The sequence below is a fragment of the Staphylococcus sp. EG-SA-14 genome (assembly GCF_017151935.1).
GTDB lineage: Bacteria > Bacillota > Bacilli > Staphylococcales > Staphylococcaceae > Staphylococcus > Staphylococcus aureus.
This window is the reverse complement of record NZ_JACVZM010000005.1, coordinates 73,004-85,271: the sequence shown is the minus strand read 5'-3', so window position 1 is coordinate 85,271 and position 12,268 is coordinate 73,004. Positions and strand designations below refer to the sequence as shown.

The window sequence follows — 12,268 nt, the reverse complement described above, 5'->3', positions numbered from 1 at the left end:
TTTATGACACAATATCCTTTATGGCAACAATTAAATACTTTAAAACAAGCAACTTGGGTTGATTTAACGCATACGTTCGATCCGGAAATACCACGTTTTAGTGAGTTTGAAAAAGGCGAAGTTTCAACTTTATTCACGGTTAAAGATCATGGTTTCTATGTGCAACGTTGGAATATTGTAACGCAATATGGTACTCACATTGATGCACCAATTCACTTTGTCGAGAATAAACGTTATTTAGAAGACATTGATTTAAAAGAATTGGTATTGCCGTTAATTGTATTAGACTGTTCAACAGAAGTAGCGAACAACAATGATTTCATCGTAACACGTGCGCATATAGAAGCATGGGAAAAAGAGCATGGTACTATTGAACCTGGCACTTTTGTTGCACTTCGTACCGATTGGTCAAAACGTTGGCCTAATATTGAAACGTTTGAAAACAAAGATGCGAACGGACAACAACATGCACCGGGTTGGGGATTAGATGCTTTGAAGTACTTAATTGAAGAACGTCGTGTTGAAGCTGTTGGTCATGAAACATTCGATACCGATGCATCTGTGGACGTTGTAAAAAATGGTGATTTAGTTGGCGAACGTTATATTCTTGGTCAGGATAAATACCAAGTCGAGTTATTAACTAATTTAGATCAATTACCAACTCGTGGCGCCATCATTTACGCTATCAGCCCTAAACCAAAAGATGCACCTGGGTTCCCTGTTAGAGCATTTGCAATTAAACCATCAAATGACTAATATTACCCAATAAATCCATAAACAAATAAAAACAGGTTATGCCAACATGTAATTAATACTGTTGTGATAACCTGTTTTCTTATTATTTATACTTTGATACAACTGCAGCGATAGCTTGACCGCCACCAATACACAATGATGTTAAACCAGTTTCAACTTCATCATTCAGTTGATGCAATAATGTCACTAAAACTCTAGCACCAGATGCACCAATAGGGTGTCCTAATGCAATAGCGCCACCTTTAACATTCACCTTTTCAGGAGGTAATTTTAATTCACGATCAACAGCTAATGATTGTGCTGCAAATGCTTCATTTAATTCAAATACATCAATATCGCTTAATTCTTTTTTACTACGTTTCAAAGCCTTTTCTACAGCGCCAACTGGTGCAATACCCATAATAGAAGGATCTACGCCATGACTTCCAAAGCCATCAAGCACTGCCAATGGTTCGATATTTAATTCTTTAGCTTTGTCTTCTGACATGACTAACATCATCGCAGCACCATCATTGATTCCTGATGCATTACCTGCTGTAACTGTCCCGTCTTTTTTGAAAGCTGGTCTTAAGCGACTTAATTTTTCGACTGATACATTTTCACGTACACCTTCATCCTTAGTGACTAAGATTGGTTCACCTTTACGTTGAGGAATCGATACTGGAACTATTTCACTATCAAATTCACCATTTTGCTGTGCACGTACTGCTTTTTGTTGTGAGTTTACAGCAAATGTATCTTGTTCTTCTCTTGAAATACCATATTGCTCTACTAAATTTTCAGCAGTAATACCCATATGATATTGATTAAATACATCTGTTAAACCATCATATACCATGCTATCAACCATTGATTGATGTCCCATTTTAAAACCAAAGCGACTGTTGTTGACAAGCATTGGTGACTGAGACATATTCTCCATACCGCCAGCTAGCACGATGTCATTTTCACCAGTCACAATAGATTGATATGCTAATTGAATCGACTTTAACCCAGAACCACATACTTTATTCACTGTAAATGCAGGTACTGTTTCTGGCAAGCCACCTTTCATAGCAGCAATTCGTGCTGGATTTTGTCCTTGTCCTGCTTGTAGTACGTTACCGATGATAACTTCATCAATCTCACTTGGATTCAAACCCGTCTCTTTAATAATATGTTCTATTAAAGTCGCACCTAAATCATAGGCTGGCACGTCTTTAAACGCACCTCCAAAAACGCCAATAGGTGTCCTGTATGCTGCTGCTAATACGACTCTCGTCATGTCATATTCATCTCCTTATGATATATACAATTTTATTACTAATACGTCTAATGAACCAATACGCCACTAACATCCAATTTATGAAACCAATTGCTACGTATGTTACATTTTCATTCTTGTTATGCATTTAACAAATCATATTATACAATGATGTAATTTGTTTGGGCAATCGGAAACGTAAACGGTTTCACTTTAACATTTCACACTCTTAAATATGCTCTATCATCCTCATCTATAGTACAAAATTATGCTTTGATTTACCACAAATTATCATTAATCATTTCGCGTAATGACTCTAATTAAATTCTATCTATCATTGCATCGCTATTCACAGCTGGTTTCACCATCAATTTCTCATCAATTTTTTATTACCATGACGTCTCCAGTCAAATATTAAATCGCTGATGATTGTTAATTCCGCAATTACCTTGCAGTCACCTCTCCTTCCACTTCATCGCCAAATCTGCCCCTATTCACTAGAAAAAATAAATAGTATACTTAGTAAATTAATTACACATCTTAAAGGAGTTAAAATTTTATGGTTAATGCATTAACACCAAAACATTTAGCTGAAAAGCGTGCAGGATTCCATGAGTTGTTCTTTGATTTAATTTTCGTCTATGCCATTCAAAAAATTGCACATGTGATTTTAACAACACAAAATGGTTCCATTTCAGCTGATTTATTTTTCAAATACATCGTCATGAGTTTGTTCTTATGGTTAATGTGGTCTCATCAAACATTTTTTACAAATCGATTTGGTCAAGTTACATTCAAAGACGTCTCGTTTATGATGTTTAATATGTTCATCATGGTCTTCCTATCTAACAGCCTATATCCGGACTTTGAAAAGACATTCTTCCCATTCTTCTTATGCGTGGCAATTATGTATTTAAGTATCGGATTACAGTATTTATTACATATACGTACAGGGTTAGATTATGGCGATAAGCGTACATGTCAAGCTTTTGCGAGCGTAGCCTTTGTGATTTCATTTTTATCATTTCTATCATTAGTACTACCACAAAGTATCCATTACATCCCTGGATTTTTAGGCGTATTCATTGCAGCGACAGGACTTATTCCATTTCAGAAATATCTTGTATTATCACCTGTTAATATGATGCATTTAGTAGAACGTTTTTCGTTACTAACAATTATTATCTTTGGCGAGGTACTGGTTGGTTTAGCTTCGTCATCATTTAGCATTGATCATTTTAGTTACATTTATATATTCCAATTTATGATTTTAATTAGTCTTTTCGGTGTATATTGGATCATTACTGAAAATTACATTAATCATAAATTGTCATCTATCGGTTTCCGTTTATCGTATACGCATCTATTAATCAATATCGCTTTAGGTGTGATTAATGCTGCAATTGTTTTTAGTAATAACAATAAACTAAATGACTTGTTTGAAATTAATATGATGTATATCAGTGTTTTAATATTCTATATTGGATTATGGTTAATCACGCCTTATTTCCATAATGAACTGACAAACGCAAAATATATTTCTTCTTCACTAGGCATACTTGTAGTATCATATATCATCAGCCTTATCTTTAAGGGGCATGACCAAGTAATGATTATCTCGGTATCCGTTGCGACTTTCTGCATCATGCTGATTTATTTTAAAAATCAACGTCTACGTAATAAACATGAATAAATAGTATTCACCTCGGTCAAAGTATTTGAACTGAATCCAAAAGTGTCGAACTTCACATTATACTTTTGTGACAATCATCAGTTATGATACATGATCGAGTTTTTATATTTCCGAGGAAATCATTGGCATATACCATCATCAATTGATACACGCAAATAAATTTCAGCAACATACTCAATGATATATACACGTTAATCCTCACTATAAAAGGATGCAATTCCCACACAACCTAATCTTCTAAAAACAAATGATATGATATAGAGATGTCACCTCAACCTATCATCCCGCATTTCATTCCACAACACCAAAAAGAGCAGATGATAATCGTATTGATTTATCACCTGCTCTAAATATTATTTCAAGGACTAGCTTCACACCAAGAATATTGATTATAGTTCTTGTTTGTTAAAAATTTTAATAGACAATATATAAGAAACGCTCGTTATAACTATACCAATGACCGCATATGCTATGACAACTAGCCATCCTTCAGTGCTAATTTTTTCAAATTCTAATGCAGATGCACCACTAACCATACCATATATAAAGAAAAAGACCACGAAAGAAATAAGTAGTAGTATAGATGCACATATCATAATGACATTAGAGTTTTCAGCGCCAAATTTAAATGTCAATGGGAAAATGATAGAGTATGCCCCTATGATACCAAAACTCATTAAACCTGACATAATACCAATCATCACACTTTGGGTCACGATTGTAGTCACAACTAATCCAATCATTAAACTTGCACCGAATAAGATTAAATAAAAGGCAAAGTATGACTTAATATAATCATTACGTTTAACCGGTAAAGTAGATACATAATACATCCATCTTGAGTCTTTTTCATGTTTAATATTATCAGTAATGGGTGTGATTAACATAACCCCAGCCATTGCCGAACTCATCAACGGATTAAATACTGCAAAGTATCCCGCAGCTATGATAGCGACTATAAAATAAATATATGTTTGCTTTCTCGTTGCATAAAAACTACTTAGGAACATACCTTTCATTATACTTCACCTCGCATTATGATTTTCGTAGCGTCATCAATGTGTTTTAAAGGTTCTGCATTTTTAATTTCTGCATAATCTTTAACTAAAATTTGATATTTCCCCTTTGACAATCTAGAAGCAATGATTAAATGCTTAGGAATTTCAACATCTTTATCTCCTGTCGTAACAATTCCATATTGTGCTAAAAGTATATCTTTCTGTTCAGTTAAAATCATTCGTCCATCTTTCATAAACACTAATTTATCAGCTAAATGTTCTATATCTTCAGAAATATGCGATGATATTAAGATGCCTCCACCTTGAGCGACAAAATCTTCTAATAGTTCCATTACTTCTTCTCGTCCAGAAACATCCATACCTGCAGTTGCTTCATCTAAGATTAATAACTTCACATCATGAGAAAGCGCAATTGTTAAAGCTATCTTCATTCGCATCCCTCTTGAAAAAGTTTTAATTTTAGTTTGTAGTGGTAACTCGAAATATTTGATTAAATCAAAGAATTTTTGACTATTCCAAGTCATATAAATAGATTGAAATACTTTATCAATATCTTTAATAGTCAATTTATTAGGCACTCTCAAATCATCAAACACTACACCTATGTGTTCTTTATATTCGACATCATCCACGGTATGTTCTTCTCCAAAAAATGTGATACTACCGTTATCTTTATGTCGATTGCCTACTAGAATATTAATTAATGTCGATTTACCCGAGCCATTTTTCCCGATTAATCCTACTGTCTCATTAGTAGCAATCGTTAAAGATGCATCTTGTAATTTAAAATCCGAATCTTTGTATTGTTTGTTCACACGATCTACGTTTAACAATGTTGTCATATCCATGCTCCTCTTTGTTTAATTTTAATAAAAACGTCTTCTCTTCAATAAATAACTAAAGGCGTTATATATGAAAATAGCAATGATAAGTAGCAAACTAAAGCTTTGATTAATTCCTGTAGCAATTGAATAAGACCCTATAAAAATAATGGCTAGTATCAATATGGATAAGTTGATCGCATATGTTTTAAATAATGCAATTAATTCTATATGGCGTTCACCCTCATCCAATATTTCCAATCGCTTTTCAGTGTAATTCTTATCAGCAATTTTTGGCATTCTATCATCAAATCTTCTATTAAACAGCGTAAATTGTGTATTGAAAATAGCACTAGCAAAAAATGGTATTAAAAAGAATAGTATTGCATTTGCTGCAGCGTGCCCTACCACAAAAATAAGCAATACTAAAAAAGCAATAACTGTCTGCAGAATACTTAATATACTTCCATTTAAAACATAACGATTCGCAAGCAATTCATATTGATCTGTTGCATCGATATCTACCTCTTCATCTACAAGTCGCTTATACTTCAATGCACGTCTTTGATTCATCAAAACAATGGCTTCTACCAATATGATAATAATCGTCGCAACAATCGATATTACAACGACATTGGTATATGTCGCAAACGTCAAGTTCTCAATACCCAATCCATCAAAATTACCTAAAATTCCACCAATGATACCCCCTACAAGTCCACCTAGTAAAAGATATCCGATATATCTTAGTATTTTCATACCTCATCCTCCTCAATAATAAAAACAGTTTCCACCGTTTCATTGAAAATTCGAGCAATTTTTATTGCCGTTAATACTGATGGCATAAAATTGTTTCGCTCAATTAGCGATATGGTTTGTCTTGAAACGCCCGCTTGTTTAGCAAGTTGCGTTTGGTTTAAGCCATCTCGTGCTCGTAATTCTTTCAATCGATTACGCACATCGCATCAACTCCTTAACTACACTGTAAATGATATGCGTCTTTTTGACAACTATATTTGTCAAATCCACACAAAAAAATATGATTGTCCACCTATGTATGACATTTTGAAACAAACACCTCAACGCCTACAAGTCATAATTGTTTACTTTCGTTACACCTTCCTGCATAATTAACAGCATTCTAATTTTAGTATGATGCACGCATTTTCACTAAATCAAATCATTCAAAGGAGATTATTATGGCATTTACATTATCTGCAATTCAACAAGCACATCAACAATTTACTGGTGTTGATTTTCCAAAACTATTCAAAGCATTTAAGGATATGGGTATGACGTACAATATTGTTAATATTCAAGATGGTACAGCAACATACGTACATCAATCAGAAGATGATATCGTTACGTCATCTGTAAAAAGTAATCATCCTGTTGCTCAAAAATCAAACAAAACAATAGTTCAAGACGTCTTAACAAGACATCAACAAGGGCAAACAGATTTTGAAACATTTTGTGATGAAATGGCTGAAGCTGGCATTTATAAATGGCATATCGATATTCAAGCGGGCACTTGTACTTATATCGACTTGCAAGACCAAGCTGTTATTTCAGAATTAATCCCTCAATAAACTATATTTATAGCAACATTTTAATTATTTCATAAAATTTTATTGATAATCATTATCGTTCGGTATAAAGTAAATACTATATACTACTTATGAGTGAGGTTGATTATCATGATAACTAACACTTTTATTTTAGGCATCACAGGCCCAACAAGTCTTGTCGTCATTAGCATTATCGCTTTAATTATTTTTGGTCCGAAAAAATTACCACAATTTGGCCGTGCCATCGGTTCTACTTTAAAAGAATTTAAATCTGCAACAGAAGATTTAGATAAAGAGTCTCACGATACACCCAGTAAGGAATCGAAACAACAGCGAGAGCAATAGCACTGACCACACCTTACTAGTTCACTTTAGCGAACTACGCCATCGGTTAGTAAAAATTTTATTGTCGTTCGTCATTACGGTCATCGTCGTATATGTTTCATCATTTTGGTGGATGACACCATTCATAACGTATATTACCCGTGCACATGTGTCCTTACATGCATTTTCATTCACAGAAATGATCCAAATATACGTGATGATTATATTTTTCATCGCGTTTTGTTACATTTCACCAGTCATGTTTTATCAATTGTGGGCATTCATTGCACCTGGATTACATAATAATGAACGTCAATTTATTTATAAATATAGTTTTTTCAGCGTGTTATTATTCTGTGCTGGCGTCGCTTTTGCATTTTATGTTGGCTTTCCAATAATCATTCAATTCGCGTTAAAATTATCATTAACTTTAAACATTTCGCCTGTCATTGGCTTTAAAGCGTATTTAGTTGAACTTATCCGTTGGCTTTTCACTTTTGGCATTTTATTCCAATTGCCAATATTATTCATAGGACTTGCAAAATTCGGTCTTATAGATACCACATCATTGAAGCATTATCGAAAATATATTTATTTCGCTTGCTTTGTATTAGCAAGTATCATTGCACCACCCGATTTAACATTAAATATATTACTCACATTGCCACTCATATTGCTCTTTGAGTTCAGTATGTTCATTGTTAAGTTCACATGCCGAGGCAAACCGCCAACACATTAACCTTATAAGAATTAATGCTGTGATTATCGTTATACTGCAATACCGAATATTTCCAACATCGCAACAAAAAAACAGGCACTCGGCCTGTTTTTTATTTTTTAAATTTAAAGATTAAGATAGCAACTACCATAATATAAGCAGCTTGTGCTATCAATGGTTCATAACTTGGATAGAAGCCCAACCAGTTAATCGTTGGGAATCCTTCAATAACATGTCTTGGCATCGCACCTAATAATTGTAACTTTTGAATACTTACGCCAAGCATTTTGAATCCCATAATAAAAATAAAGATCGACAATACTCTAAATATATAGAATATAGGTATCAATCTGACGATAAATCTAAATAATACCGCAAAGACAATTAATATCACTATGGCCAAGGCAATACCAATAATAAAATCTTTTGTCGCTAGCTCACCTATCATCCCCATATAGAAAATGATAACCTCAACACCTTCACGCAACACAGATATTAAACCAATCGTCGCTAACAATACCAAATTACCATTACTAATCGCATTGGCATACATATTTTTAATCATATCATTCCAGCGTTTCGCATTTGAACGTTTGTGCATCCAAACACCAACGATAAACATTAATATGACCGCAACGATACCTAATCCCGCTTCCATACTTTCACGAAGAATGCCACTATTCCCTAAAGTTTCTACAAACGTAATTGCTAAGATAATACTCAGTACAAGTCCGGCAATTGCACCACCAATCACACTTGCAGTCCCCTTATTATCTTTGACTTTACGCGTCATGGTAGTCAATGTCATTACAATTAATAACACTTCTAGTCCTTCACGTAAAAAGATAATCATCACATCGACAAAGCTATAACTATGGCCAACAACCTCTTTAATTTGATTGTTTATATCTACTAAACCATCTTTGACATGCGATTTATTATGTTCGTCTAATACACTTTGATAATATGGTATTTTATCTTCAATTTTCGTATACAAAGCCCCGTCTTTAGTTTGAATTTGACCTTCAACATACGGCCAAATTTCTATAAAATGTGTAAGCGCAGCATCAGCATCCGACAATTGATTGTCGTCGATAGCTTTAATCGCCTTCTCTAACGCATCATTTAATTGTGATACATGGTATTGATCATTTGCAGACGTATCACTTTTTTTATCGACATGATCAATATTTGATTTAAAAGTTGTCCAAGCATGTGACACTTTTGCCGTATCTAATGGTGACTTATGAATTGCAATTCTAAGTTGTAATAATGCGACTTCAATTTGTCCATATTGATTTGCGTCATAATTGCGAATCACTGTTTCATTACTTGTCCAAATCTGATTCAAACTATTGTTCAAAGATTCTAATTCCGCTTTATTTTTATCTTTAATCGCTTTTGTCATCGCAGCATCTTTGGCATCGACTTGCTGTTGCAATAGTTTAATTTTAGAACCCGCATCTTTACTAGCCAATTTCTCTTCATAAGCAATTAATGACTTCGTTAATTGCGAAAGTGTATCTTTTTGATTATCATTCGCTTTTGCATCTTCAAGCTTTCTCACATCTGATTTGACAGCATTACCTTCACTATTATCTTCAAGCGATAATTTCTTAACTGCACTTACCACTTGCTCAATTGTTTTCTGCTTATTGTCATTCGATATCGAATTATTAGAAAGTGCAGATTTCGCATCCGTTATCACACTATATACATCACTAATACTTTGTTGTTCTGCTGCCTGACTTTTCAGTAACCCAAAGCTACACACCATAGCAGCAGTTATTAGCATTGCTACAAATTTAGTCAAATAATGTTTCACCAAGGTATCCTCCCTTACTAACACCTGGTAATACTAAAAATGAAGCAGAACCTCTATGTGTAATATATTCATTTAATTTATCATTACTACCTAAATTATTTTGTATATCGATAAATTGTTTTGTCGCTTTTTGAAAAGCAATGAACAACAAGCCTGTTTCGTAGTTACCTGTGCGGTCATCCGTGCCATCAACATAATTAAAGGCTCTACGTAAAATTGACGTATTTGCTTCTTTCGCTAGTCTCGTATGGGCATCTTTATCAATAATATACTCGCCATGACTATCTTTCGCTTTTAAGTCAATTTCATCAAACTCTTTCCCGCCTGTTAACGGCGCACCACTATGTCGTTTCCGACCAAATGTAGCCTCTTGTTCTTCCAGTGCAGTACGATCCCACGTTTCAATGTGTATTTGAATACGTCTGACAACACAATAAGTTCCATGTTTCGCCCATCCGTCATCAATAAACACATAATCTTTAAGTTGATTACTCTTTCTAGGATTAATTGTTCCATCTTTAAATGCCATTAAATTTCTAGGTGTTTCCTTACCTTTAGCAGAGATAAAACCAGATTGCGCCCAACGTACCTTAACAATATCTCGAAATGGACGAACTAAATTATGAACCGCATGAAAGGATACTTGCGAATCATTTGAGCATGCTTGAATCATAATATCACCATCGCTGTAATCGTCTATTAACTGATCATTCGGAAAATGCGGTAAATCTTTAAAGGCATCGGGAATTTTACTAGATAACCCAATTTTCTTCATCAAAGACTTACTAATCCCAAAGGTAATCGTTAACTTGCTTGCACCTAATCCTATCGATTCACCGGTATCTACTGGTGGCATTAAAGGATTGTTACTCGTCTTGCCAACTGTATCACCATCCATCATACGATCAGCCATAACCGTCCACTTTTTAAACATTGCCTTAATTGCATCTCTATCTTTTGACTTCAAATCTAACGCAACGAAATTGCATGTTTTTTGCGTGGGTGTGGTAATGCCTGGTTGCACTTTACCATAAAATTCATACGCATCTTTTTCCGGATCTTCTGGTGTATTGAACATTGATTTGAAAGACCACATGCTACCAACACCACTTGCGCCAATTGCAACACCGGCACCGCCAATACCTAACATTTTCAAAAATGTACGTCTTGAAAATTGCGTACTATCGTTAACTTGTTCATAATTTGTCATTCAGTAATCACAGCCATTTTACTTAGTGGCTCTCCTAATGCATTAACAGCATCCGCAAATGCTTTACGGTCTTTCTTAGATACTTTTTCAAATGACTCATAACCGCCGTTGTTATCTTTATATTTATCCAATAATTGATTCACTTTATCGAAGTTCATTTGAATATCATCACTTAATTTTTTATCTTTTTTCTCTAAAATAGGTTTAAATAAGTCATAAATTTTTTGTGCACCTTCAACGTTCGCTTTAAAATCATATAAATCTGTATGTGAATAAATTTCTTCTTCACCTGTGATTTTAGAAGTTGCAACTTCATTTAATAGGTCAACAGAACCTTGTAACATTAATTTTGGTGTGATATCTAATGTATCAGCTTTGGCATGCAATTCTTTTGCATCTTTCAATAATTGTTGTGCATCTTTTTTAGTCACATCATCAATTTTCTTATCTTCGTATAATGCTTTTTCAATCTTATGATATCCTGACCATTCTTTTTCTTTTTTCTCTTCTTTCATATCTGCAAGACGTGCATCAATTTTAGGATCTAAATCTCCAAATGCTTCTGCAACTGGTTCAGAGCGTTCATAATACATACGAACTTTTGGATATAACGCTTTTGCTTGGGCCATATCATTATTTTCAATCGCTTTAACAAATTTTTCTGTACCTTTTAAAAATTCATTTAACTGTTCATCAGTATATTTATCATATGCTTTTGTTGCTTGTTTTAATTCTGCTTTAACACCATCATCTTTTTTCGATGTCTTTGAATCATCCTTCTTACTATCGTCGTTCCCACATGCAGCAATTAATAACGTTGATGCTAATAATAGCGTTGTTAACTTTTTCATTTTGACACCTCATTATAGAAATTCTATTATCCCCATAGATGTGTTCTTATAAATATTATTTTCGCATTCCCTACACGCTAAAATAATACATTACACTTAAAACGGCTGTTTTAAAGCATCCTCCCATAAACATCATCTAGTTGATAATAATTATCAAAATCATTATATTGTTATAAAATAATGCTGTCAACAACCTTTTATTTTCGAAAATTAAATAAAAGATCGATGCCATTTTAAATG

13 protein-coding genes are annotated in these 12,268 nt (G+C 33.9%); 5 read left to right on the top strand and 8 right to left on the bottom strand.

What is annotated here, in order from left to right:
* Positions 1–3: 3 nt before the first annotated feature.
* The gene (locus tag IDG63_RS05205) at positions 4–756 is read left to right on the top strand and encodes a cyclase family protein (RefSeq protein WP_000195904.1); all 753 of its coding nucleotides are present in this window, start codon (positions 4–6) and stop codon (positions 754–756) included.
* A gap of 82 nt (positions 757–838) precedes the next feature.
* Here IDG63_RS05205 and IDG63_RS05200 read toward each other — a convergent pair whose 3' ends face one another.
* Entirely contained in the window at positions 839–2,020 is a 1,182-nt protein-coding gene (locus IDG63_RS05200) for an acetyl-CoA C-acetyltransferase (RefSeq protein ID WP_000199069.1), read from the bottom strand.
* A 538-nt stretch (positions 2,021–2,558) separates the two neighbouring features.
* Between IDG63_RS05200 and IDG63_RS05195 the strand changes: the two genes are divergently transcribed.
* Positions 2,559–3,692, top strand: a complete 1,134-nt coding sequence (locus IDG63_RS05195) for a low temperature requirement protein A (RefSeq protein WP_000245682.1) — start codon at positions 2,559–2,561, stop codon at positions 3,690–3,692.
* Between the two features lie 389 nt (positions 3,693–4,081).
* Here IDG63_RS05195 and IDG63_RS05190 read toward each other — a convergent pair whose 3' ends face one another.
* From IDG63_RS05190 to IDG63_RS05175, 4 genes are read right to left on the bottom strand one after another with little or no spacing between them, the layout of a single operon-like run.
* Positions 4,082–4,711 carry an ABC-2 transporter permease gene (locus IDG63_RS05190; protein WP_000677710.1) on the bottom strand — a complete coding sequence of 210 codons (630 nt, stop codon included), beginning with the start codon at positions 4,709–4,711 and terminating at the stop codon, positions 4,082–4,084.
* On the bottom strand, positions 4,711–5,553 hold the full coding sequence (locus tag IDG63_RS05185) for an ABC transporter ATP-binding protein (protein ID WP_000209547.1): 843 nt from the start codon (positions 5,551–5,553) through the stop codon (positions 4,711–4,713). The genes IDG63_RS05190 and IDG63_RS05185 overlap by 1 nt, the downstream gene beginning before the upstream one ends.
* Positions 5,554–5,577: 24 nt before the next feature.
* Complete coding sequence (locus IDG63_RS05180) at positions 5,578–6,291, bottom strand: DUF3169 family protein (RefSeq protein ID WP_000698766.1); 714 nt, start codon at positions 6,289–6,291, stop codon at positions 5,578–5,580.
* Positions 6,288–6,491, bottom strand: a complete 204-nt coding sequence (locus tag IDG63_RS05175; protein ID WP_001246014.1) for a helix-turn-helix transcriptional regulator — start codon at positions 6,489–6,491, stop codon at positions 6,288–6,290. Before IDG63_RS05175 ends, IDG63_RS05180 begins: the two co-directional genes overlap by 4 nt.
* A 240-nt stretch (positions 6,492–6,731) precedes the next feature.
* On the opposite strand from IDG63_RS05175, the gene IDG63_RS05170 reads away from it, so the two are divergent.
* The 3 genes from IDG63_RS05170 to tatC all read left to right on the top strand — a co-directional run bounded on the left by IDG63_RS05170 (position 6,732) and on the right by tatC (position 8,163).
* On the top strand, positions 6,732–7,121 hold the full coding sequence (locus IDG63_RS05170; RefSeq protein ID WP_000886005.1) for a DUF1398 domain-containing protein: 390 nt from the start codon (positions 6,732–6,734) through the stop codon (positions 7,119–7,121).
* Positions 7,122–7,220: 99 nt separating this feature from the next.
* Positions 7,221–7,445, top strand: coding sequence for a twin-arginine translocase TatA/TatE family subunit (locus tag IDG63_RS05165; RefSeq protein WP_001794540.1), 225 nt, complete (start codon positions 7,221–7,223; stop codon positions 7,443–7,445).
* Positions 7,405–8,163 carry a twin-arginine translocase subunit TatC gene (gene tatC, locus IDG63_RS05160; protein ID WP_072414207.1) on the top strand — a complete coding sequence of 253 codons (759 nt, stop codon included), beginning with the start codon at positions 7,405–7,407 and terminating at the stop codon, positions 8,161–8,163. Before IDG63_RS05165 ends, tatC begins: the two co-directional genes overlap by 41 nt.
* Positions 8,164–8,254: 91 nt before the next feature.
* On the opposite strand, the gene IDG63_RS05155 is transcribed toward tatC, so the two are convergent.
* The 3 genes from IDG63_RS05155 to efeO are packed head-to-tail and all read right to left on the bottom strand — an operon-like array spanning position 8,255 to position 12,028.
* Positions 8,255–9,967 (bottom strand): FTR1 family iron permease, encoded by a 1,713-nt coding sequence (locus IDG63_RS05155; RefSeq protein WP_180295465.1) that lies wholly within the window; start codon positions 9,965–9,967, stop codon positions 8,255–8,257.
* Positions 9,948–11,177 carry an iron uptake transporter deferrochelatase/peroxidase subunit gene (gene efeB / locus IDG63_RS05150; RefSeq protein WP_000186225.1) on the bottom strand — a complete coding sequence of 410 codons (1,230 nt, stop codon included), beginning with the start codon at positions 11,175–11,177 and terminating at the stop codon, positions 9,948–9,950. Before efeB ends, IDG63_RS05155 begins: the two co-directional genes overlap by 20 nt.
* Entirely contained in the window at positions 11,174–12,028 is an 855-nt protein-coding gene (gene efeO, locus IDG63_RS05145; protein WP_000737196.1) for an iron uptake system protein EfeO, read from the bottom strand. Before efeO ends, efeB begins: the two co-directional genes overlap by 4 nt.
* Between the last annotated feature and the right edge of the window lie 240 nt (positions 12,029–12,268).

What these genes read in the sequence shown, in the direction of transcription:
- IDG63_RS05205 (WP_000195904.1), top strand. Translation starts at nt 4, where the DNA reads ATGACACAATATCCTTTATGGCAACAATTAAATACTTTAAAACAAGCA.
- IDG63_RS05200 (WP_000199069.1), bottom strand. Translation starts at nt 2,020, where the DNA reads ATGACGAGAGTCGTATTAGCAGCAGCATACAGGACACCTATTGGCGTT.
- IDG63_RS05195 (WP_000245682.1), top strand. Translation starts at nt 2,559, where the DNA reads ATGGTTAATGCATTAACACCAAAACATTTAGCTGAAAAGCGTGCAGGA.
- IDG63_RS05190 (WP_000677710.1), bottom strand. Translation starts at nt 4,711, where the DNA reads ATGAAAGGTATGTTCCTAAGTAGTTTTTATGCAACGAGAAAGCAAACA.
- IDG63_RS05185 (WP_000209547.1), bottom strand. Translation starts at nt 5,553, where the DNA reads ATGACAACATTGTTAAACGTAGATCGTGTGAACAAACAATACAAAGAT.
- IDG63_RS05180 (WP_000698766.1), bottom strand. Translation starts at nt 6,291, where the DNA reads ATGAAAATACTAAGATATATCGGATATCTTTTACTAGGTGGACTTGTA.
- IDG63_RS05170 (WP_000886005.1), top strand. Translation starts at nt 6,732, where the DNA reads ATGGCATTTACATTATCTGCAATTCAACAAGCACATCAACAATTTACT.
- efeB (WP_000186225.1), bottom strand. Translation starts at nt 11,177, where the DNA reads ATGACAAATTATGAACAAGTTAACGATAGTACGCAATTTTCAAGACGT.
- efeO (WP_000737196.1), bottom strand. Translation starts at nt 12,028, where the DNA reads ATGAAAAAGTTAACAACGCTATTATTAGCATCAACGTTATTAATTGCT.